At 71.5% G+C, this 23,278-nt stretch carries 17 protein-coding genes; 13 read left to right on the top strand and 4 right to left on the bottom strand.

Features of this window, described 5'->3' with window-relative positions:
• Positions 1-543 precede the first annotated feature (543 nt).
• Complete coding sequence (locus AB0O21_RS13680; protein WP_365170511.1) at positions 544-2,184, bottom strand: penicillin-binding transpeptidase domain-containing protein; 1,641 nt, start codon at positions 2,182-2,184, stop codon at positions 544-546.
• 320 nt (positions 2,185-2,504) lie between these two features.
• Here AB0O21_RS13680 and AB0O21_RS13685 point away from each other — a divergent pair, with 320 nt between their 5' ends.
• Positions 2,505-2,996, top strand: coding sequence for a hypothetical protein (locus AB0O21_RS13685; protein ID WP_365170514.1), 492 nt, complete (start codon positions 2,505-2,507; stop codon positions 2,994-2,996).
• 327 nt (positions 2,997-3,323) lie between these two features.
• Here the strand turns inward: AB0O21_RS13685 and AB0O21_RS13690 are convergent, their stop codons facing one another.
• From AB0O21_RS13690 to AB0O21_RS13700, 3 genes are all read right to left on the bottom strand, one after another.
• Entirely contained in the window at positions 3,324-4,142 is an 819-nt protein-coding gene (locus AB0O21_RS13690; protein ID WP_365170517.1) for a hypothetical protein, read from the bottom strand.
• A 562-nt stretch (positions 4,143-4,704) separates the two neighbouring features.
• Positions 4,705-5,352: a pentapeptide repeat-containing protein gene (locus tag AB0O21_RS13695; RefSeq protein ID WP_365170520.1), complete on the bottom strand. Its 648-nt coding sequence runs from the start codon at positions 5,350-5,352 to the stop codon at positions 4,705-4,707.
• A 562-nt stretch (positions 5,353-5,914) separates the two neighbouring features.
• A complete protein-coding gene (locus tag AB0O21_RS13700; RefSeq protein ID WP_365170523.1) occupies positions 5,915-7,684 on the bottom strand; it encodes a phospholipid carrier-dependent glycosyltransferase in 1,770 nt (589 codons plus the stop codon).
• A gap of 78 nt (positions 7,685-7,762) precedes the next feature.
• Here AB0O21_RS13700 and rsmI point away from each other — a divergent pair, with 78 nt between their 5' ends.
• From rsmI to galE, 12 genes are all read left to right on the top strand, one after another.
• The gene (rsmI, locus tag AB0O21_RS13705; RefSeq protein WP_365170526.1) at positions 7,763-8,659 is read left to right on the top strand and encodes a 16S rRNA (cytidine(1402)-2'-O)-methyltransferase; all 897 of its coding nucleotides are present in this window, start codon (positions 7,763-7,765) and stop codon (positions 8,657-8,659) included.
• Between the two features lie 159 nt (positions 8,660-8,818).
• Complete coding sequence (locus AB0O21_RS13710; RefSeq protein ID WP_365170529.1) at positions 8,819-9,289, top strand: hypothetical protein; 471 nt, start codon at positions 8,819-8,821, stop codon at positions 9,287-9,289.
• 10 nt (positions 9,290-9,299) lie between these two features.
• Entirely contained in the window at positions 9,300-10,220 is a 921-nt protein-coding gene (locus AB0O21_RS13715) for a TatD family hydrolase (RefSeq protein ID WP_365170532.1), read from the top strand.
• 286 nt (positions 10,221-10,506) lie between these two features.
• The gene (locus AB0O21_RS13720; protein ID WP_365170644.1) at positions 10,507-12,030 is read left to right on the top strand and encodes a ubiquitin-like domain-containing protein; all 1,524 of its coding nucleotides are present in this window, start codon (positions 10,507-10,509) and stop codon (positions 12,028-12,030) included.
• A complete protein-coding gene (gene rsmA, locus AB0O21_RS13725) occupies positions 12,027-12,938 on the top strand; it encodes a 16S rRNA (adenine(1518)-N(6)/adenine(1519)-N(6))-dimethyltransferase RsmA (RefSeq protein WP_365170534.1) in 912 nt (303 codons plus the stop codon). Before AB0O21_RS13720 ends, rsmA begins: the two co-directional genes overlap by 4 nt.
• Positions 12,939-12,940: 2 nt before the next feature.
• Positions 12,941-13,828 carry a 4-(cytidine 5'-diphospho)-2-C-methyl-D-erythritol kinase gene (locus AB0O21_RS13730; protein ID WP_365170537.1) on the top strand — a complete coding sequence of 296 codons (888 nt, stop codon included), beginning with the start codon at positions 12,941-12,943 and terminating at the stop codon, positions 13,826-13,828.
• A gap of 311 nt (positions 13,829-14,139) precedes the next feature.
• Entirely contained in the window at positions 14,140-15,480 is a 1,341-nt protein-coding gene (locus AB0O21_RS13735; RefSeq protein WP_365170540.1) for an acyltransferase, read from the top strand.
• A gap of 28 nt (positions 15,481-15,508) precedes the next feature.
• A complete protein-coding gene (locus AB0O21_RS13740) occupies positions 15,509-17,314 on the top strand; it encodes an ABC-F family ATP-binding cassette domain-containing protein (protein ID WP_365170543.1) in 1,806 nt (601 codons plus the stop codon).
• Positions 17,315-17,460: 146 nt separating this feature from the next.
• On the top strand, positions 17,461-19,101 hold the full coding sequence (locus AB0O21_RS13745) for a PQQ-binding-like beta-propeller repeat protein (protein ID WP_365170546.1): 1,641 nt from the start codon (positions 17,461-17,463) through the stop codon (positions 19,099-19,101).
• A 41-nt stretch (positions 19,102-19,142) separates the two neighbouring features.
• Complete coding sequence (locus tag AB0O21_RS13750) at positions 19,143-20,909, top strand: PQQ-binding-like beta-propeller repeat protein (protein WP_365170548.1); 1,767 nt, start codon at positions 19,143-19,145, stop codon at positions 20,907-20,909.
• A gap of 145 nt (positions 20,910-21,054) precedes the next feature.
• Complete coding sequence (locus AB0O21_RS13755) at positions 21,055-21,765, top strand: response regulator transcription factor (protein ID WP_365170646.1); 711 nt, start codon at positions 21,055-21,057, stop codon at positions 21,763-21,765.
• Positions 21,766-21,880: 115 nt separating this feature from the next.
• The gene (galE, locus tag AB0O21_RS13760; RefSeq protein WP_365170648.1) at positions 21,881-22,840 is read left to right on the top strand and encodes a UDP-glucose 4-epimerase GalE; all 960 of its coding nucleotides are present in this window, start codon (positions 21,881-21,883) and stop codon (positions 22,838-22,840) included.
• The last annotated feature ends 438 nt before the right edge of the window (positions 22,841-23,278 follow it).

The following is a 23,278-nucleotide window of genomic DNA, read 5'->3' on the forward strand; positions in this document are numbered from 1 at the left end:
CTGCCCGCCCGACGGGGTCGACCACGTTTCCCCGTCCGCGCGGAGCCCACCCGGCGGGACCGCCGCCCTGTCGGGGCGGTGCCGCTGCCGGGGCTCTGCCCCGGACCCCGCGCCTCAATCGCCGGCGGGGCTGGATTTCGTCGTCGCGGACACTCCACCCCGGCCCAGGGGGTAGTGGCATGGCATGCGCGGGGGGACACCGCGGACCAACCCGGACGGTCGAAGCCCCGCCCGCGGACACCACAGGAGCGGGGTCCGGGGCGGAGCCCCGGCAGCGGGGGCGCACAGGACGGCCGGCCCGACCCCGCCCGGGAGGGCTACCCCGGCGGAGCCCCGGCGGCGGGGCCGCGCAGGGCGACCGGCCCGACCCCGCCCGGGAGGGCTAGTGCTGTGACCGGCAAGGTTCACCGGGTCACGGCGCCCGGCACGGCACCTCGCTGCGTTGTCGGACCGCGCAAGTACGTCCAGTACGAGCCGCGGCCCTCCGCCTTGCGATGCACCGCACCGGACACCGCGACCCGGCAAACCTTTCCGGCCACAGCACTAGCCGGCGTTCAGTACCTCCGCGACGATCGGGCCCGCCGCCTCGCCGCCGTGCCCGCCGGCCTCGACCATCGCCGCCGCGGCCACGTCGCCGCTGAAGCCGGTGAACCAGCTGTCCGGGCTGCCCGCGCCGTCGACTTCGGCCGAGCCGGTCTTCGCGCCCTTGTCCGAGCCGCCGACCGCGGCCATCGCCTCGCGCCCGGTGCCGCTCGTCGCCGTCAGCTTCATCATCTTCACCAGCTGTGCCGACACCCCCGGCTTCAAGGGGCGCGAGGCGGTGGCGAGAGTACGGCCGTCCAGCGAGGCCTTCACGATCACCGGCTGACGGAACACCCCGGTCCGCGCGGTCGCGGTGATCGAGGCGACGTTGAGCGGGTTCATCGTGATCGTGCCCTGGCCGATGTACGCGGCGGCCGCGGCCGGGCCCGAGACCTGCGGCACCGACCCGTCCACCGAGATGACCCCGGTCTTCCAGTCCAGCCCGATGCCGAACACCTCCTTCGCCTCACGGGGCAGCGCGGCGTTGTCGCCCACGTTGTCGATCAGGCTGATGAAGGCGGTGTTGCAGGACTTGGCGAAGCTCGACGAGAAGGGCTCGCCCTCGGACTTGAAGTTCTTCAGGTTGTGGAAGGACTTCCCCTCCCACGTGGCGGTGGGCGGGCAGGCCGCCGGCTGGTCCGCGGACACCAGGCCCTTCTCGATCAGCATGGCCCCCGTCACGATCTTCATCGTCGAGCCCGGCGCGCGCGCCCCCCGCATCGCCGCGTTGAAGCCGTCCTTGCGGTGGTTGGCCACGGCCAGGATCTCGCCCGTGCTCGGCTTGACGGCCACCACCGAGGCCTCGGCGTGCTTCGCCACCGCCTTCTCCGCCGCGGCCTGAACATCGGCGTCCAGTACGGTCTGGATCTCCCCCGGCTTGCCCTTCGCCAGCGTCAGCAGGGTCCGCTTGGGCGCGTCCTGGGCCGCCGGCTCGATCCACACCTCCGCCCCCCTCGTGCCGCCCGCCTTCTCCCCGTAGGTCTTGCGCAGGTCGTCCAGGATGGCGCGCAGCGAGGGGTACTGCTCGGCCGTCAGCTCCTTGCCGTTGCGGTCGAGCGCCTTGACCGGCGGGGTCGCGGGGGAGCCCCCGCGCAGCTTCTCGTCCTTCTGGAGCTGCGGGTGGATCACCGAGGGCTTCCAGTCGACCAGTGCCTTCCCGGTGGTCAGGCCGCGCACCACGCTGAGCTCGGAGTCGTAGACGAGGGGCTTGGTGGTGCCCTCGTAGGTGATCTCCGCCTCGACCTTGAAGGGCACGGTCGTGCCGTTCGCCGGGCCGGGGGTGATCACCGCCTTGGACACGTACGCCCTCTCCTTGAAGTCGTGGACGGCGACCTGGGCGGCCTGGGCGTTGTTGGTCAGGTCGGCGGCCGCGCGCTCGTCCCCCGAGGCCCATGCGGCGAGGAAGGCCTTTGCGGTGGCCAGGGTCTCCTTGTCGGTGACCGGCCCGCTGCCCTTCCCCGCCTGGACGGAGCTGTCGCCGCCCGTGCCGCCGTTCTTGCCCTCGCCGCCGTCCCCGACGAGCGCGTACACCCCGTATCCGGCGCCGCCGACGAGGGCGAGGAACACCCCGCCGACTATGGCGCCCTTGGCTGCCCCGTTCATGTTGAGTCCTCCCCCGAGAGCCACGGTCCCCTGAACGCGTTCAAAGAACCCTTTGGTGTGGACCTTACGTGGCCCCGTCGTCACGGTTCGCGCTTGTTACCGGAACGGAATGTCGATGGCCGAAAAGGACGGCGAAATGGCAGGAGGGCTCCTTCCGGGTGAGACTCCTCGTTTGCCAGCCCGAAATGTCATCGTACGAGTTCGATGTGCGGTTCATTACCTAGCGGGCCCGCCTCCCCCTCGGGGTCGGCCTGGTGTCCGTCCCGTGTGCCCTCGGGCCCATGGGCGGTGATCATCCCCCCCACCCTTCGGAGAGATACATGAGACGCGTCTTCGCCACGGCGGTCATGACGCTAGCCACCACGGTCGTCGGCATGACGACGGCCACGGCTCAGAGCCCGCACTTCGTGGGCACCCCCACCTGCACCAAGAGCCTCTCGACGGGCCTGACGTGCACCGGCAAGGTGGCCGGGCTGGGCAGCGACGTCACCCGGGTCTTCCTGGACACGAGCAGCATCGTCCTCACCACCGCGTGCGCCAACCCCGGCCGGCCCACCGAGATGGTTCCCGGTCAGCGCACCATCAGCGGGGCCGTCCAAGGCCCGGTCGTGGACATCCCGCCGCGGAACGGCCGGATCAACATCCGGGCCACGCTCCCGGTGCCCGAGACCCCGGCCGCCGAGGACGTCTGCCCCAACCGCCGCTGGACCGTGCTCGTGACGAGCGTGACGTTCAACGACGTCACGCTCCACGTCGAGCAGCCTCCGGGCAATGAAGTCCTGTCGTTCGACTTCGGTGACATCGACCCGTGATCCACGGTGCAATAGCCGTAGGGCCCCTTCCCGCACCGGGAAGGGGCCCTACGGCTTTGTGCGGCGAGGCGTCACACCCAGGTGTCCAGCCACATGCGGTTCCGCCAGGACTCCATCGGCAGGGTCTGGCCCGTGCAGATCGGCCAGAAGTAGATGAAGTCTCGTGCCATGGCTGGCACACGGCCACGACCAGGGCGTTCGGGTCGGGCCGGGCCCTCTGGGGTGGCTTGGGCCGTCTCTGGGCCGTGATCTTGGCGAATCGGCGGGAGAGGCTGTCAGTTGGCCGGTTGCGGACTCACGAGGTCGCTCCTGTTCCACAGTCGCCCGTCATTGCCCCGCGTCTATCACGCCTGCGGGCTTCTTCGCCCCAGTCGGAGTAGACGCCCACCTCGCGAGTTCTCGCGTCAACTCGGCCTGCAACCCTGGAGTGATGAGGTGGTCGAGGTTGACCAGAGGGCGGCGACGGGCAAGGCTCCCCTTCGGATCGAGAAAGCCGATCAGTGCCCGCAGCTCGGCGCCGGTAATGACGACTCGATCCCACACCACTGGATCTCGTGGATGGGCGCGCCGCAGGAACAGTTCAAGATTGGAAAACCAACTCGCGAACTGAGGGTCATTTCTGTACTTCGTCACGAACTCGGTAAACTCGATTACCGACTCGCGATCCGCTGCGGTCATCGCCTCGCCAATTGCTGTGAGCATTAGGCGCGGAATTGTGGATCTTCCGACAGTGGCTGATTGATGGCTGTGAAAATACTGGAAGCTTGACAGCCCCCGGATGCTCCCGTAGAGCCGCGCCGTGAAAACTCTTGTGCGGCGGGCTGATTCGATCGGCATGAAGCCGAATCGGCGTTCGATGATGCGGATCCAGCCAAGGTGTTCGCCAAACACGTAGAGGGTGCTGAGCTGATAGTAATCGTCCGTCTCGAACCATTGCTCCTTCTCGTTACGCACAAGGTTATTAATGCGGCGCTCCAACTGCTCCGCGGAGCGGAGCAGGGGTGTTGTGTAGCGACTAACGAGATTTCGCGTGTCGCGCCGATGGCCTAGCCTCGGCCCGAGGAGCTCCTCGAACGTGAACTTAATGCCCGCACCCACGATGCCGCCGACAATCGACGCGATGAGCGCCCATGCAGCCGTGCTCACGTCGCATCACCGGCCTCAGGTAGCTTGCGGATGATGGGCGCCGTCAATACACCTCCAGCATCAGCCTTGTGATGGGAGCTGGCAAACGCCCCCCCGGGCTTCTTTGGACTAGACCACTAGTCCAATCGAAATAGACTGGCAGCATTAGGCGGCATTTGGAGCGCCTACAGCTCGCACAAGATGGCCGGAACGCCCAACGCCAGGCGGTGCGGCAGCGCCACCCCCACCCCGCAGGATGGTCGCGCGGTGCAGCGACGCGCCGCCGACCGCGTGACCAAGGCGCTAGCTCCGCTGCTGACGCAGTTGGCCACACCCTTGCTGGCGGGGAGCCCCGAAGAGGGCATCGACTGCTTTCCGTGTGCGCCCTTCGCTGCTCGGCATGAGGAACGAGGCACCGACGAGTGATCAAGCTCTGCGACCAACCTGCGGCCAGAACCGACCTGCCTCCGGTGGGGCGCTCAGGCTCCGGAATAGCGGGGGCTCCGAACGCGGGTTCCGGCCGTGGAGGGCTGAGCCGGGAACTCCCAATAGGCTCAAATGGGTAAGGTCGACTTATGTCAATTCACCTGGTTCGCTCCCCGTCCTTCCATAGTGTGCATTTGGGAACCTTCTCCCCACGCTCCTCATTGTTGGGGATGGTCGAGTCAACTTTCTCCTGCTGAACGCCTTCCGGCCAGCAAGTATGCGAGTCAACCATCGCTCCATGGAAGGTGGTGGCTTCAACGTTGACCAGCGCGTGTGTGAGGTTCGCACTATGCAGCTCAGCCCCGTCGAGTTTAGCGCCGCTCAAATCTGCTTCGTAGAAGTTGGCCCCGATCAGGTGCGCACCCTGTAGCTTGGCCTCGCTAAGGTTCGCCCCTGTCAGGTCGGTATCCCGAAGCTGGGCCCCCCGCAGATCGGCTCCTCTGAGGTCGGCATTATGGAGGGACTTGCCGCTGAAATTAATCCCTGCGATGTCGCGATCGCCGGGCGAGAACCCCGGTATGCTTTCGGCGATTTCAACATTCGCGCGCCAAGCCGCATATTTCTGGGACTCCGAGAGTGCTTGTTCCAGAAATAGAGCCGACACTCCTACGGCGATGCCAGTGATCAACCCGCCCCCGATTCCGGCCAGCACTTCAATCTTCGGCTCACGCTCTGGCTCTTTGATAGCCATCCACCATGCGAAAACTGCACCCATCGCTCCGAGAACACCGAGCAGAATCAACACCCCGAGCAAAATCCACCCTCTGTTAGGCATGGGGGCCATCCCCAATACATGCGGCTCGGGCAGAAATTTCCTCACTTCCTCTCTACGCCTACCCTCATGTGATCGCAAACGCCGCGTCAGGTGAAGATCTGGCATGACCACGCCCGCTAGATCTGTGGCCTGACGGTTGAGCTGCCCGACGGCAAAGTGCAGCGAGGGTGCGCGTATCCAGGCGCTGGGCAGCCCGGAGAACGGACCTGACGCGACCGACAACTTGCTCTGCCTGTGCCCGACCTGTCACGTCCTTTCAGCGGAGGCACCATCGGCCTCGCCGACGATCTCACCATCATTGGGGACAGCAAGGCGGGAGCAAGCTGCGGACCTTTCCCACCCGGCATCAACCCGGCATGCGTTGCTCTGCACCGGGAGCGGTGGCGCCAGTAGGCCCCGCTGCGAGCGGTCCACACGAGGACTGCTGGGCCGTCTGTGGGCCGTCGCAGGGCGGCCCAGGACGGCCAGCGACCACCGCTAACAACCATGAAGGGCCCGGCATCTGACGGTGCCGGGCCCCTCGTTTTCGCTGTTAGACCCAGGTGTCCAGCCACATGCGGTTCCGCCAGGACTCCATCGGCAGGGTCTGGCCCGTGTAGATGGGCCAGAAGTAGATGAAGTTCCACACGATCAGCAGGACCAGCACGCCCGCCCCGATCGCACCCAGGGCCCGCCGCCGCTCGGTCGAACCGGCCGGGCCCAGCAGGGCGCCGATCATCATCGCCACCGCCAGGCACAGGTACGGGACGAAGACCACGGCGTAGAAGTAGAAGATCGTCCGCTCCTGGTAGTTGAACCAGGGCAGCAGGCCGGCGCCCAGCGCGCACGCGATCGCGCCCGCCCGCCAGTCGCGGCGGAAGAACCACCGCCACAGCACGTACAGCAGCGCGAAGCAGCCCGCCCACCACAGGAGCGGGGTGCCCAGCGCCAGCACCTCGCGGGCGCACTTGCCCGCCGCGGTCGCCGGGCAGCCGTCCGTGCCGGGCGCGGGGGACTCGTAGAAATAGGAGACGGGCCGGCCCGCGACCAGCCAGCTCCAGGGATTGGAGTCGTAGGTGTGCCCGTCGTGCAGGTTGACGTGGAACTTGTAGACCTCGGTCTCGTAGTGCCACAGGCTCCGCACCCACTCCGGCAGGAAGGACAGCGGGCTGTTCTGGTCGTACTTGGCCGCCCAGTCGCGCAGGTACCCGCCCTTGCCGTTGTCCGGGCTGAAGATCCACCCCGACCAGGAGGCCACGTACGTCACGACCGCGACCGGGACGGTGGACACGAAGGCGGGCAGCGCGTCGCGCCGCAGCATCGACGCGTACGGCGCCCCCGAACCCGCGGTGCGGCGCGCGGCCGCGTCCCACATCACGGTCAGCACGCCGAAGAAGGCCAGCGCGATGAAACCGTTCCACTTCGTGCCGGCCGCCAGGCCCAGGCAGACGCCCGCCAGGATCCGGTACGGGCGCCAGCCCAGCCGCAGCGTCTCGGCGATCTTCAGGTCGGGCCGGGTACGGCCCTCCTCGTCCACCGGGAGCGCCGCCGCGAGCCTGGCCCGCGCCTTGTCCCGGTCGATCAGCAGCGCACCGAACGCGGCCAGCACGAAGAACATCAGCACCAGGTCGAGCAGCGCGGTGCGGCTCATCACCAGGTGCAGCCCGTCCACCGCCAGCAGCGCCCCCGCCAGGCAGCCCAGGAAGGTGGAGCGGAACAGGCGGCGCCCGATCCGGCACAGCATCAGCACCGACAGGGTGCCGAGCAGGGCGGTCATGAACCGCCAGCCGAAGGGCGTGAAGTCGAAGATCCACTCGCCGAGCCCGATGACCCACTTGCCGACGGGCGGGTGCACGACGTAGCCGGCGTCCGCCGGGAGGGCTACCGCGTGCGGGTTGTCGAGGATCAGCTTGTCGATGTCCTTGGGCCAGCTCGCCTCGTAGCCCTGCTTGATCGTGGCCCAGGCATCCTTGGCGTAGTACGTCTCGTCGAATATCACCGCCTTCGGGCTGCCCAGGTGCACGAACCGCAGCACCCCCGCGACCAGCGCCACCAGCAGCGGCCCCGCCCACGCCAGGATCCGGTTCCACGTCCCCCACACCTCGGGCCGCAGGCCGAACGTCATCCACAGCTGTGGAGAGGGCTGGGCGTACGGGGGCACCAGGCGGCCGCGGACGTCCGCGCGCGCGGACGGGCCCGCGGGCGGCACGTAGCCGAAGCCGCGCAGGCGGCGCAGCCAGGCGGGCTGCTCTTCTGCCCGCCCCGGCGGCGGGCTGGGAGGGGCCCCCGCGGGGCTGGGCGGCGGCGTCGCGGTACTGGTCACCGGCACATCGTAGGGAAGAGATCTGTGTGCGCCCCAGCACCGGGGGGCGGCGGGCCACGGGACTGAGAGGATGGGCGGGTGACAACTGACCAGCTCCACGGTTCCGGACCCTCCTCCGCGGCGGGCACGCTCGTCCTCGCCGGGACGCCCATCGGCGATCTCGCGGACGCCCCGCCGCGGCTCGCGGCCGAGCTGGAGCGGGCCGACGTGGTCGCCGCCGAGGACACCCGGCGGCTGCGCCGGCTGACCCAGGGGCTCGGCGTGCACACCACCGGGCGCGTGGTCTCGTACTTCGAGGGGAACGAGTCGGCGCGCACCCCGGAGCTCGTCGAGGCGCTGGAGGACGGCAAGCGCGTCCTGCTCGTGACCGATGCCGGCATGCCCTCCGTCTCCGACCCCGGCTACCGGCTCGTCGCCGCCGCCGTGGAGAAGGACATCAAGGTCACCGCCGTCCCCGGGCCCTCCGCCGTGCTCACCGCGCTGGCCCTGTCCGGGCTGCCCGTGGACCGGTTCTGCTTCGAGGGGTTCCTGCCGCGCAAGGCGGGGGAGCGCCTGGGCCGGCTGCGCGAGGTCGAGGGCGAGCGGCGCACGCTCGTCTACTTCGAGGCCCCGCACCGGCTCGACGACACCCTCGCCGCGATGGCCGAGGTGTTCGGCGCCGGCCGGCGGGCCGCCGTGTGCCGCGAACTGACGAAGACCTACGAGGAGGTCAAGCGCGGCGGCCTCGGCGAGCTGGCGGCCTGGGCGGCCGAGGGCGTGCGCGGGGAGATCACCATCGTGGTCGAGGGCGCCCCGGCGGCCGGGCCCGGAGACGTGGACGCCGAGGAGCTCGTGCGCCGCGTCCGGGTGCGCGAGGAGGCGGGGGAGCGCCGCAAGGAGGCCATCGCGGCGGTCGCGGCCGAGGCCGGGGTACCCAAGCGAGAGGTGTTCGACGCGGTCGTCGCGGCAAAGAACGCGGCACAAAAGGTGCCGTAAGTCGGTAAAGAGCTAACCTGAAAAGCAAAGCTCAGACCGCGCACCGGGCGCTTTGGGCATGAGTCGCCCAAAGACCGTCCAACACTAGACAGGGCCTGATGCGCTCCCGCCCGAAGAGGCGTCCACTGGCAATGGCACCAGTGGAGCAAAGGAGCTGGCATGAGTGAGATCGCTGACACCCCGGTACCCGTAGCGGCCGCAGTCCCTGCCGACGTGTCCACGCCGCCCGTGCAGGTCGTGCACGAGGCGTACTCCTTCGCCTGCATGAAGTGCGGGTACGGCTGGGAGCAGGGGTACGAGATCGAACACCACGTGGACGGCAAGGGCGAGCCGTTCATCATGTACACGGTCAAGGGCGAGCGGGTGCCCTCTCCCCTGTCGAACCCGACCTGCCTGAACTGCGGCGGCCACGTCGTACGGATCATGCGGGCGGGCCAGGTCTCCTCGGTGCTCGGCACGATCGACCGGCTCTACCACCACCGCATCGCCCCCGGGATCGCCGGGCCGGTGCCGGCGGGCGCCGACGTCCCCCGGACCCGGAAGGCCCACGAAGGCCCGGGACCCGTCGCCGCGGACGACGCGGACCGGGGCTGGTTCTCCCGGCTGATGGGGTTCTTCCGCCGGTCATAAGATCGGCCGTATGAGCTCTTCCCCGGCTTCTCCGGCTCCCTCGGCTTCCTCCTCCGGCTCCAAGGCCTCCAAGGACGCGCCGCCGCCGCTGCCCGAGCCCCTCCGGGTGGCGGTGGCGGACTCGCACACGCACCTGGACATGCAGTCCGGCACCGTCGAGGAGGGCCTCGCGAAGGCCGCCTCGGTGGGCGTGACCACCGTCGTCCAGGTCGGCTGCGACGTGAAGGGCTCCCGGTGGGCCGCCGAGACCGCCGCCGCGTACGAGAACGTCCACGCGGCGGTGGCCCTGCACCCGAACGAAGCCCCCCGCATCGTGCACGGCGACCCCGACGGCTGGTCCCGGCAGGGCGCACGCGCGGGCGGCGGCGACGCGGCCCTCGACGAGGCGCTCGCGGAGATCGAGGCGCTGGCCGGGCTCGACCACGTCAAGGCGGTCGGGGAGACCGGGCTGGACTACTTCCGCACCGGGCCGGAGGGGATGGCCGCGCAGGAGCGTTCCTTCCGCGCCCACATCGAGATCGCGAAGCGGACCGGCAAGGCCCTCGTCATCCACGACCGCGACGCGCACGCGGACGTCCTGCGCGTCCTGCGCGAGGAGGGCGCCCCGGAGCGGACCGTCTTCCACTGCTACTCCGGGGACGCCGAGATGGCCCGCGAGTGCGCGGCCGCCGGGTACTACATGTCCTTCGCCGGGACGGTCACCTTCAAGAACGCGGCCCCGCTGCGCGAGGCCCTGGCCGTGGCCCCGCTGGAGCTGGTGCTCGTCGAGACCGACGCCCCCTACCTCACCCCGGCGCCGTACCGCGGACGGCCGAACGCGCCGTACCTCATTCCGCTGACGGTGCGCGCCATGGCCGCGGTCCGCGGCATCGACGAGGACGCGATGGCCACGGCCCTGGCGGCCAACACGGCCCGCGCCTTCGACTACTGACCCGCCCCATCCCGCGGCCACCCTGGGTAGTCGTACAACTTTGGAGTGTGACGACTCCTCCGCTAAGGTGCCGTGCCCGAACCAGCGGGTGCCGACCACCAGTGGAGCGAGCGTCGTGAGCGATACGCAGGGCAGTCCCCTGCCGGGGGCGTACGAGCCCACCCTCCCGGCCTGGCCCGCCGGTGCGGGCGCCGCCGGGGATCCCGGGCCCGGCGTCCCCGCCCCGCGCGGCGCCGATCACCGCCCATCGCGCCGCCGCGCCCGCGGCCCGGCGGCCGCCGAGCCCGTGCCGGAGCCCGGCCCGACCGGCCACGGCCGCCGCCGGAGCGCCGGGCCCGCCCCCGCAGGACCCGAGGGCACGCCCGCCGCCGGGGTGGGTACCGGCCGCCGCCGGAGCCCGGCAGCCGCCGACGTGACCACGGCCGCCGCCCCGCCGGGGACCGGCAGGCGGCGGGCCGCGGCCCCCGAGGCGGCGGGCCCGGCCGCGCCGGCGGGCACCGGCCGGCGCCGGAGCGCGGCGGCGACGGCCGAGCCCCCGGGCCCCGCCCCGGCCCCGCCCGGCCGCCGTCGGGGCGGGGCCGCCACGGCCGAAGCGCCCACCTCCGCCGCCCCGCCCGGAACCGGCCGGCGCCGGAGCGCGGGGACCGCCACGCTCCCGGCGCCGGCCGGGCCCGGGACCGGCCGCCGCCGGGCCGCGCCCGAACCCCCGCCCACCCCGGGAGGGAGCTGGCGGCGGATCGTGCCGCAGGCCCTCGTCGTCGCGTTCCTCGCCGGCGGCACCACCGCCTTCGTCGCCGCCGACAAGACCGTTCGGCTCACCGTGGACGGGGTCCCGCGCGACCTCCACACCTTCGCCGACGACGTCACCGAACTGCTGGCCGCCGAAGGCCTCGGCGTCGGCCCCCACGACCTCGTCGCCCCCGCCCCCGGCGAACCCCTCGACGACGGGGAACAGGTCGTCGTCCGCTACGGCCGCCCCCTGCGCCTGACCCTCGACGGACAGCAGCGCCAGGTGTGGACCACCGCCCGCACCGTCGAAGCCGCCCTGCGCCAGCTCGGCATCCGCGCCGAAGGCGCCTACCTCTCCGCCCCCCGCACCGCCCCCGTCCCCCGCACGGGCCTCGCCCTCAGCGTCCGCACCGAACGCAGCATCACCTTCCTCGCGGACGGCAGCGAACGCACCATCCGCACCAACGCGGCCACCGTCCAGGAGGCCCTCGACCAGGCCGGCATCACCCTCCACGGCCAGGACACCACCTCCGTCCCCCCGCACTCCTTCCCGCGCGACGGCCAGACGGTCACCGTGCTCCGCATCACCGGCACCCGCGAGGTCCGCGAGGAGCGCATCCCCTACGCGACCGAGAAGACCGAGGACGCCACCCTCTTCAACGGCACCGAGGTCGTCGAACGGCCCGGCCGGCCCGGCGCCCGCCGGGTCACCTACAGCCTGCGCACCGTCAACGGGGTCCGGCAGAAGCCCCGCCGCATCGCCGAGGAGATCGTCCGCGAGCCCGTCACCCAGCTCGTCAAGGTCGGCACCAAGCCGCTGCCCACCACCGTGGCCGGCGCCGACGGCCTCGACTGGGCGGCCCTCGCCCAGTGCGAGTCCGGCGGCCGTCCCACCGCCACCGACGCCTCGGGCACGTACGGCGGCCTCTACCAGTTCGACGTCCGCACCTGGCAGGGCCTCGGCGGCAGCGGCCGCCCCCAGGACGCACCGGCCGCGGAACAGACGTACCGGGCGAAGAAGCTGTACGTGCAGCGGGGGGCGAGCCCGTGGCCGCACTGCGGCCGTAGGCTTGGCCGGTGAGCACCGCAGAGCAGCAGCCCAACGAAAACCCCTCCACCCCTTCCGACGCCCTCCTCGGACCGGCCGACATCCGGGAGCTGGCCGCCGTACTCGGCGTGAAGCCGACGAAGCAGAAGGGGCAGAACTTCGTCATCGACGCCAACACGGTGCGCCGGATCGTGCGCACCGCCGAGGTGCGGCCCGACGACGTGGTCGTCGAGGTCGGGCCGGGGCTGGGCTCGCTGACCCTCGCCCTGCTGGAAGCCGCCGACCGGGTCACCGCCGTCGAGATCGACGACATCCTCGCGGCCGCGCTGCCCGCCACCATCGAAGCCCGCCTGCCCGGGCGCAAGGACCGCTTCGCGCTGGTCCACTCCGACGCGATGCTGGTGACGGAGCTGCCCGGGCCGGCGCCCACCGCGCTCGTCGCGAACCTGCCGTACAACGTGGCGGTGCCGGTGCTGCTGACCATGCTGGACCGGTTCCCGAGCATCGAGCGGACCCTGGTGATGGTGCAGTCGGAGGTCGCCGACCGGCTCGCCGCCGAGCCCGGCAACAAGGTCTACGGCGTCCCCTCCGTCAAGGCCAACTGGTACGCCCACGTCAAGCGCGCCGGCGCCATCGGCCGCAAGGTCTTCTGGCCCGCGCCCAACGTCGACTCCGGCCTGGTCTCGCTGGTCCGCCGGACCGAGCCGATCAAGACCACCGCCTCCAAGGCCGAGGTCTTCGCGGTCGTGGACGCCGCCTTCGCGCAGCGCCGCAAGACGCTGCGCGCCGCGCTGGCCGGCTGGGCCGGCTCCGCGGCGGGCGCCGAGGCCGCGCTGGTCGCCGCCGGGATCTCCCCGCAGGCGCGCGGAGAGTCGCTGACGGTGGAGGAGTTCGCCGCGATCGCCGAGCACAAGCCGGTGGCGGAGAGGCCCGCGCTGTGAACGTGACCGTACGAGTCCCCGCGAAGGTCAACGTCCAGCTGGCGGTGGGCGCGGCCCGCCCCGACGGCTTCCACGACCTCGCGAACGTCTTCCTCGCCGTCTCCCTCTTCGACGAGGTCACGGCGACACCGGCCGACTCCCTCACCGTCACCTGCACCGGCCCGGATGCCGACCAGGTCCCTCTGGACCGTACGAACCTCGCCGCGCGGGCCGCCGAGATCCTCGCGGGGCGCCACGGGATCGACCCCGCGGTCCACCTCCACATCGCGAAGAACATCCCGGTGGCGGGCGGCATGGCGGGCGGCAGCGCGGACGGCGCGGCGGCGCTGCTCGCCTGCGACGCCCTGTGGGGGCTGGACACCCCGCGGGCCGAGCTGTTGGACATCTGCGCGGATCTGGGCAGCGACGTCCCCTTCAGCCTCGTCGGCGGGGCCGCGCTGGGCACGGGCCGCGGGGAGCTGCTGACCCCGGTGGCCGCGGGCACGTTCCACTGGGTGTTCGCGGTGGCCGACGGCGGGCTGTCCACCCCGGCGGTGTTCCGCGAGTTCGACCGCCTCACCGCCGGGACGGCGATCCCGGCCCCCGAAGCCTCCCCGGCCCTCCTCGCCGCCCTCGCCTCCGGCGACCCGGACGCGCTGGCGGGCGCACTGGCCAACGACCTCCAGCCGGCGGCCCTTTCGCTCCGCCCGCAGCTGGCGGACACCCTCGCCGCGGGCACGGACGCGGGGGCGCTGGCCGCGCTGGTCTCGGGCTCGGGCCCGACCACGGCCTTCCTGGTCCGCGACCCGGAATCCGCGCTGAAGGTGGCTGCCGCGCTCGAAGCCTCCGGTACTTGCCGCACCACCCGCGTGGCTGCGGCCCCTGCCCCCGGGGCCACGGTCCTGCCGTAGCCCCGCGGGGCTGAAGATGCCGCTGCGCGGCACCCTGGGCTCCGCCCAGACCCGCTCCTCAAACGCCGGAGGGGCTGGATTTCGCTCCTGCAGTCCGGCAGGTGCTGCTGGATTTGGGCGACGTCAGCCGCCAGGTGCGCGCAGCGAATGGCTCCGCAGGGCGCCATTCCGGTCCCGCCGGGCAAAATCCAGCCCCGCCGGCGATTGAGGCGCGGGGTCCGGGGCGGAGCCCCGGGAGCGGAGCGGTACCTAGACAGGGTTGAGTACCCGCACCCTGTCGGCGGAGCCGCGCGGCGGGCGACCGTAGGCCCATGACAGCTAGCGCACGCGACATGGCCGAGGCGACGCCCGCCACGCGGGACCGGTACGTAGACCTGCTGCGGGTCGCCTCCCTCGGCACCGTCATCGCCGGGCACTGGCTGATGGCCGCCGTCAGCACCGGCGGCATAGGGAACCTGCTCGCGATCGTGCCCGGGCTCCAGGTGCTCACCTGGGGGCTGCAGATCATGCCGGTGTTCTTCTTCGTCGGCGGGTTCTCGCACGCGCTGTCGTACCGCTCCCTGGTCCGCCGCAGCGACGGCCGGCCCGTCTACGCCGCCTTCCTGCGCGCCCGGCTGCGCCGACTGCTGCGGCCCACGGTCGTCTTCGTCCTCGTGTGGGCCGCCCTCGCCCTCGGCGTGCAGCTCGCCGGGCGCGGCGACGGGGTGCTGAGCGGGGCCGCGCTGCGGATGGTCACGCAGCCGTTGTGGTTCATCGGGATCTACCTCGCCATGGTGGCCTTCACCCCGCCGCTGCTGAAGCTGCACGAGCGCCACGGCTGGGCGGCCTTCGCCGCGCTGTTCGGCGCGGCCGCCGTCGTGGACGTACTGCGCTTCGCGCAAGGCGTGCCGTACGTGGAGTTCCTGAACTTCGCCTTCGTCTGGCTGGCCGTCCACCAGCTCGGCTTCCTCCGCGCCGACGGCCGACTCGACGGGCTGCGCCGCCCCGCCCTCCTCGCCGCCGCCGGCCTGGCGGGGGCCGCGCTGCTGGTGGCGTACGGGCCGTACCCGCTGTCCATGGTCGGGATGCCCGGCGAGAAGGTCTCCAACATGGCCCCGCCCACCCTGGCCCTGCTCTGCCACGGCCTGTGGCTCGTCGGCGCCGTGCAGCTCCTGGCCGGCCCGGCCACCGCCTGGCTGCGCCGCCCCCGCGTCTGGCGCGGGGTCGTCGCCGCCAACGGGATCGCCATGACCGCCTTCCTCTGGCACCTCACCGCCATGCTCGCCGTCTACGGAGCCCAGCTCGCCCTCGGGATCCGGCTGCCCGAGCCCGCCACCGCCGCCTGGTGGGCGCAGGTGCCCGTGAGGATCCTGGCCGCGGCTGCCCTGACCGCAGTCCTGGTCGCCCTGTTCCGCCGCTTCGAGGCCCCGCCCCGGCCGGCCGAGGCCTCCACCGCCGCCGGAAGCGGCCCCCGCGCCGCCGCCGGCATCGCCCTGTGCCTCCTCGGCGTCCTCGGGCTCTCCATGACCGGCCTCGGCGGCCTGCTCGACGGGCACAGCGCCACCCTGATCGCCGTCCCCGTCACCGCGCCGGCCGCCATCGCGATGGCGCTGGGCGGCTGGCTCCTGGTGGAACGGTCCGGCACCGCCCGGCGCGTTAGGCTGAGGGGCTGATCCACACCCCTTCCCTGGAGCGCGTCTGATGGCCGTCAATCTGGTCAATGTCGAGGCAGTCAGCAAGGTGTACGGCACACGTACCCTGCTCGACGGCATCTCCCTCGGCGTGTCCGAGGGGGACCGGATCGGCGTCGTCGGCCGCAACGGCGACGGCAAGACCACCCTCATCCGGATGCTGGCCAAGCTGGAGGACCCCGACACCGGGCGCGTCACCCAGTCCGGCGGCCTGCGCATGGGCGTCCTCACCCAGCACGACTCCCTCGATCCCGCGGCCACCATCCGCCACGAGATCATCCGGGACATGGCCGACCACGAATGGGCCGGCAACGCCAAGATCCGCGACGTGCTCACCGGCCTCTTCGGCGGGCTCGACCTGCCCGGCTTCGGCCAGGGCCTCGACACCGTCATCGGCCCGCTCTCCGGCGGCGAGCGCCGCCGCATCGCGCTCGCCAAGCTGCTCATCGCCGACCAGGACCTCCTGATCCTCGACGAGCCCACCAACCACCTCGACGTCGAGGGCATCTCCTGGCTGGCCAAACACCTCCAGGAGCGCCGCTCCGCCCTCGTCTGCGTCACCCACGACCGCTGGTTCCTCGACCAGGTCTGCACCCGCATGTGGGACGTCCAGCGCGGTGACGTCCACGAGTACGAGGGCGGCTACAGCGACTACGTCTTCGCCCGCGCCGAACGCGAGCGGATCGCCGCCACCGAGGAGCAGAAGCGGCAGAACCTGATGCGCAAGGAGCTGGCCTGGCTGCGCCGCGGCGCCCCCGCCCGGACCTCCAAGCCGCGCTACCGCATCGAGGCGGCCAACGAGCTGATCGCCGACGTGCCGCCGCCGCGCGACAAGTCCGAGCTGATGCGCTTCGCCAACGCCCGCCTCGGCAAGACCGTCTTCGACCTCGAAGACGTCAGCGTCCACGCCGGCCCGAAGGTCCTCCTCAAGCACCTCACCTGGCACCTCGGCCCCGGCGACCGCATCGGCCTCGTCGGCGTCAACGGCGCCGGCAAGACCTCCCTGCTGCGCGCCCTGGCCGAGGCCGCCCGCACCCAGGGCGAGGCCCAGCCGGCCGCCGGCCAGGTCACCGTCGGCAAGACCGTCCGCCTCGCCTACCTCTCGCAGGAGGTCGGCGAACTCGACCCGTCCCTGCGGGTCCTGGAGGCCGTCCAGCGGGTCCGCGACCGCGTCGACCTCGGCAAGGGCCGCGAGATGACGGCGGGTCAGCTCTGCGAGCAGTTCGGCTTCACCAAGGAGAAGCAGTGGACGCCCGTCGGCGACCTCTCCGGCGGCGAGCGGCGCCGGCTGCAGATCCTGCGCCTGCTGATGGACGAGCCGAACGTCCTCTTCCTCGACGAGCCCACCAACGACCTCGACATCGAGACCCTGACCCAGCTGGAGGACCTCCTCGACGGCTGGCCCGGCTCGATGATCGTGATCTCCCACGACCGGTTCTTCATCGAGCGCACCACCGACACGGTGATGGCCCTGCTCGGCGACGCGAGCCTGCGGATGCTGCCGCGCGGCCTGGACGAGTACCTGGAGCGCCGCCGGCGGATGATCGAGGCCGCCGCCCCCGCGCCCGCCCCGGCCGCCACCGCGACGAAGTCCACCTCCTCGGGTGACTCCCGTGCGGCGAAGAAGGAACTCCAGAAGATCGAGCGGCAGCTGAACAAGCTGTCCGACCGCGAGAGCAACCTGCACGCGCAGATCGCCGAGCACTCCACCGACTACGACAAGGTCGCCAAGCTCGACGCCGAACTGCGGGAACTCCTCTCGGAACGCGACGATTTGGAGATGCGCTGGCTCGAACTGGCCGAGGAGGCCCAGTAGCCGCGGCACGCCAACCGACGCGATAACGGCGGCATCACGGGCCGGTCCTCCCTTGGGTACAGGGGCGGGACCGGCCCGTTGTGCGAGCGCCGTCAGTGATAGAAAGGTCATTCCCCACGACCGTCCGAAGCCGAAAGCGTGCGCTGATGACCGAGCCGCCCCAGCCGCCGAACCAGCCGCCGACTCCCTCTGGTTACGGTCACCTGCCCGGACCGACGCCGTCCGGTTACGGCCATCCGGCGCAGGGCCCCAATCCGTACGCACAACAGCCCCCGACGCAGCCCCAGCAGCCCGCGCACCCGGGCTACGGCTACCCGCCGCCGCCCCCCGGCCCGCCCGGGATGCCGCCGACCGCGCCCGGCATGCCGCCGAAGAAGAAGCTGACCCTGCTGATCGCCGCCTCGGTGGCCGGACTCCTCCTCGTCGGCGGCGTCGGCTACGTCGCCTTCTCCAACGGCGACGACGACCCCGAGCAGCCCGTCGCGCAGCCGTCCACGCCCACCGACGGCAAGCCCTCCGGGTCCGCGTCCCCCTCCGTGGACGACGGCGACGGCAGCGGCGGCGGCACCCAGAACGCCGACCTCAACTCCGGCCGCAAGCAGGGCGAGGACAAGGTCCTCTGGTACAAGACCGCCAAGATCGACGGACCCGGCATGGGCGTCGACTCCGTCGGCCAGTGGGTCGTCGGCGACACCGTCGTCAAGAGCGTCTGGAAGTCCCTCACCGCCTACTCGGCCACCGACGGCAAGGAGAAGTGGACACTGCCCTTCCCGGCCCTGGTCTGCGCCGTGACCAACCGCGCCACCCCCGACGGCAAGACGGTCGTCATGTACCGCGACGGCGACTCCGAGTCCGCCAACTGCACCCAGATGCGCATGGTCGACCTCAAGACGGGCAAGGAGGGCTGGTCGAAGGAGGTGCCCAAGGAAGGGCTCTTCGACATCTTCACCAGCCCCACCCTGTCCCTCACCGGAGACACCGTCACCGTCAGCCGCCTCGGCAACGCCAGCGCCTTCAAGATCAGCACCGGCGACAAGCTCTTCGGGAGCAACCAGGCCGAGGGCTGCAAGCCCGATTCCTACGAGGGCGGCAACGGCAAGATGATCGCCCTCGCCACCTGCGCCGACGCGGACACGACGGCCGAGGTCCACGGCATCGACCCGGTCACCGGCAAGAAGGGCTGGATCTTCCGGCTCCCCAAGAAGGCCAAGGTCACCAGCATCTACTCGGTGGACCCGGTCGTGCTCGACATCGGCATCGAGGGATCCACCGACCGCTCCATCCTGGTCCTCGGCCCCGACGGGAAGCAGACCGCCTCGCTCACCGGCGAGGGCAGCTTCGCCACGAACTGCGGGGGACGGGGCGGCCTGCGCTCCCTGTCCACCTGCTCCTCGGCCGTCGTCGACTCGGGCAACCTCTACCTGGCCACCTCGCCGGCCGCCGGCGCGGCCAACGAGATCGTCGCCTTCGACCTGGCCGGAGGCAAGGTCAAGTGGCGCACCCCGGCCGGGGACAAGCGCACCATCACCCCGCTCAAGGCCGAGGGCGGGAAACTGATCTTCTACCGCACGGCGGAGGAGGACAGGGGCGGCGAGATCCTCTCGATCCCGGCCTCCGGAGGCACGCCCACCGCGCTCCTGCGCCACCCGTCGGGCCCCGCCGCTCCGATCGAGAGTTCCTTCAGCACCCCGAAGCTCGACTACGTGGACGGGCGGTTCTTCATCTCCGCCACCCACCTGGTGGCGCGGGGCAAGGACGAGAAGCTCCTGATGGTCTTCGGCAAGTGAACGTGTCCGACGAGCCGCCCACCGAGAGGCAGTAGCAACGCATGAGTACCCCGCCGCCCCCCAGCCAGCCGCCGTCCGGCGGCTTCGGAGCGCCGCAGGACCCCCCGCCGGGCGGGTTCGCCAAGTCCCCGCCGCCCATGCCGCCGGCGCCTCCGCAGCAGCCCCCGACGCAGCCCGCGCAGATGCCCGCACAGCCTCCTGCGCAGATGCCCGCGCAGCCGCCCGCGCAGCCGCCCGCCCAGCCGGCCGGGCAGCCCGCGTACGGGTACCCGCAGCCCGGGCCCGGCTACGGCCACCCGCAGCAGTCCGGGCCGGTCACCACGCCGATGTACGCGCCCCAGCCCCCGGCGGCCGGCCCGGCCGGCGGCAACGACAAGCGCACCCAGCTGATGATCGTCGGCGCGGCCCTGCTGGCCATCGTCCTCATCGTCGGCGGCGGGCTCTTCTACGTCTCGGGCGACGACGGCGGTACCAACACCACCGCGACCGGCGGCCCGAGCGGCAAGACCGACGGCAAGGGCAACGAGCAGGCCCTCTCCGGCGGCACCGAGAGGGTGCCCGCCAACCCCAAGTCGAAGACGCTGTTCAACCTCCCCAACCCGGGGCCGGTGGACCAGGTCACCGTCGAGGGCTCCTGGCTCACGGACTCCACCTACATCAAGTCCGACGTGGCGAAGATCGTCGGCTACAACCTGGTCGACGGCGGCAAGAAGTGGGAGACCCCGCTCCCCGCCCACGTCTGCGGTGCGACCAAGCACATCAGCGAGAAGAAGACGGCCGTCCTCTTCGACGAGGCCCTGCCCACGGCGGAGAAGAAGTACCCGTCGTGCAACCAGGTCGGCGTCATCGACCTGGAGACCGGCAAGCTCCTGTGGTCCGCGACCGCCAAGTCCTCCACCGGCGGCGACAAGCCCGTCACCTTCAGCGAGGTGACCATCAGCGGCAAGACCGTGGCCGCAGGCGGCCTCGGCGGCGGCGCCGCCTGGAACCTCGACGACGGCAAGCCCCTGTGGGCCCCCAAGGTCGACGGAGAGGGCTGCAAGGACGTCGGCTACGCGGGCGGTGAAGCCCTTGCAGTGATGCGGTCCTGCGGCCGCGCCACCGAACCGACCCTGTACGCGCAGCTCCTCGACGCGACCACGGGCGCGCCGAAGTACTCGTACAAGCTGTCCCCGGGCATCCCCTACGCCGGCATCATCTCCACCAAGCCGGTGGTCATCGCGGCCAACGTCGGCGGCACCGCCAAGAACGCCACCAACGTCAGCGACCTCTTCGTCCTCGACGACGCGGGCCAGCTGAAGGCGCGCATCGGTCTCGCCTCGGGCAACTTCGCGCCCAAGTGCCCCGCCAACGACGTCGAGCGCTGCTCCAGCATGGTGGTCGGCAACGGCAAGGTCTACATCCCCTCGTACGAGCACCAGGGAACGGCGGAGTACGGCCGGACCAACGAGCTGCTCTCCTTCGACCTGGAGACCGGCAAGCAGACCACCGACCGCGCCGACGCGGGCGAGCGGTACACCATCTACCCGATGCGCATGGACGGATCGAACATCATCGCCTACAAGGTGCCCCCGTACGACAAGGGCGGCCAGGTCGTCAGCATCGACGGCAAGACGATGAAGGAGACCCTCCTCATGGACAACCCGGCGGACAAGGCCAGCCAGCGCGCCGAGACCTCCTTCCTGTTCGACTCCTCGGAGTACCGCTACCACAACGGCAAGCTGTTCATCGCGAAGCGGTACGCCCGCAAGTCGACCTCGGTCTCCGGCGACCCGGACAACCTCTTCGTCTCCTTCACCGCGAGCTGAGCGGAGCCGAAACCGAGCCGAGCACGAAGCGGCATGAAGCCCCCGGAAGGTCCGCCCTTCCGGGGGCTTCTGCGCTGTTACCGGAGCGCACCGTCGAACAAGCGTGTAGCTTGCCGGGTCAGAAGATTCGGGGGTGGGTGCCTCAATGGGCGTACGGGTCGTGGTGGTCGACGAGCACCGGCTGCTGGCCGAGGCGCTCGCCTCTGCCCTGAAACTGCGCGGTCACCGGGTGCTGGCGGCCGCCGCCCCGGCCGCGGGCGCGGCCGACCTGGTCATCAGCCGGGCCCCCGAGGTCTGCCTGCTGGGGACCGCGAGCCCCGCCGAGCCCGGGGTCTTCGAACCCGTCGTGCGGATCAAGCGGGAGCGCCCGCAGATCGCCGTCGTCGTCCTGGGCCCGGTGCCCAGCCCGCGCGGCATCGCCGCCGCCTTCGCCGCGGGCGCCTCGGGGTACGTACGCCAGGACGAGCGCATCGAGGGCGTGGAGCGCGCGCTGGCCAAGGCGCGGGCGGGGGAGGTGGCGATCGCCCCCCAACTGCTCCAGGGGGCCTTCACGGAGCTCCTGAACCCCGCCGCCCAGCCCGACGACGAGGGCAGCAGGCTGCTGCGGCTGCTGACCCCGCGGGAGGTGGAGGTGCTCGTGCGGGTCGCCGAGGGCGAGGACACCCGGCTCATCGCGGCGGGCATGGACATCGCCCCGAGCACCGCCCGGACGCACGTGCAGCGGGTCCTGATGAAGCTGGGCGTGGGCTCGCGGCTGGAGGCGGCCGCGCTGGCCGCCCGTACCGGTCTGCTGGACCGGGCGGTCCCGCGGCAGGCGGGGCAGGCCGGGCAGCCGGGGCAAGCCGGGCAGGACTGATGCCGGCCCCGGATTTCCCCCGGGGCGCCGGATCGGGTAAGCCAGTGTCCTAGCACGCGCGTGCACGGGCGCGTGTTCCCCGGCGAGAGGCAAGAGGCGAGTGAGCAAGACGGCGATGCACAAGTACCTGGTGACCGGCGGCGCGGGATACGTCGGCAGCGTGGTCGCGGCGCACCTGCTGGAGGCCGGCCACGAGGTGACCGTCCTCGATGACCTCAGCACCGGCTTCCGCGAGGGGATCCCGGCGGGCGCCACCTTCATCGAGGGCCGGATCCAGGACGCGGCGCGGTACGTGGACGGCTCCTACGACGCGGTCCTGCACTTCGCGGCCTCCTCGCAGGTCGGCGAGTCCGTGGTGAACCCGGGCAAGTACTGGGAGAACAACGTCGGGGGCACCCTCGCCCTGCTCGCCGCGATGCGCGAGGCGGGCATCGGCAAGCTGGTGTTCTCCTCCACCGCCGCCACCTATGGCGAGCCGACGGAGGGCCTGCTCACCGAGGCCTCGGTGACCGCGCCGACCAACCCGTACGGCGCCTCGAAGCTGGCCGTGGACCACATGATCGCGGGGGAGTGCGTGGCGCACGGCCTGGCCGCGGTGTCCCTGCGCTACTTCAACGTGGCCGGCGCCTACGGGGAGTTCGGCGAGCGCCACACGCCCGAGACGCACCTGATCCCGCTGGTGCTCCAGGTCGCGCTGGGCGAGCGGGAGTCGATCTCGGTGTTCGGCGAGGACTACCCGACGCCGGACGGCACCTGCGTGCGCGACTACATCCACGTCGCCGACCTGGCGGAGGCCCACCTGGCGGCGCTGGAGAACGCCACCGCGGGCGAGCACCTGATCTGCAACCTGGGCAACGGCAGCGGGTTCTCGGTGCGCGAGGTCGTCGAGACGGTCCGCAAGGTGACCGGCCACGAGATCCCCGAGGTCGTCGCCCCGCGCCGGGCCGGTGACCCGGCGAAGCTGGTGGCCTCCGCGCGGACCGCGCACGAGCGCCTGGGCTGGACCCCGAGCCGCCCGGACCTCACCGGCATCATCACGGACGCGTGGAACTTCGCGCGCAGGGACGCCTCCTGAACCACCCGCCCATCTGCTTCCCCTCGCGCCCCCCGCACCCTCCGGTGCGGGGGGCGCGCGCGGATCCGCCGTGCGCGGGGTCCCGGCGCTGTGCGCGGGCGCCCGGCGTGCACACGCCGGGTGAAATGCACCCCGTGCAACTGCCTGTGGCACACGCCGGTGCGGATGCCGTCATCCGGACCTTCGGCGCGGTCGAATTCAAGCCACCACAAAGGCCGTTCGGTCCCTCCCCGCTGGAAAATCGCCGGGAAAACTTCTGCTATTCGGCCAACCGCGAGCCGCCCCCGGCCCTACGCTGATGCGTGACACCGGTGGGGGCCGGTGTTGATTCAGGGGTCGAGACAAGTCGGGTACGGCGTTCGGTCCGGGGTAGTGCAGAGATGTCTCGGCGGCGGCCGCGGCAGCTCTGGACCACCCGGCCCGGGCGTCGTACCCGCC

This window comes from Streptomyces sp. NPDC091371 (genome assembly GCF_040684275.1).
Classification (GTDB): domain Bacteria; phylum Actinomycetota; class Actinomycetes; order Streptomycetales; family Streptomycetaceae; genus Streptomyces.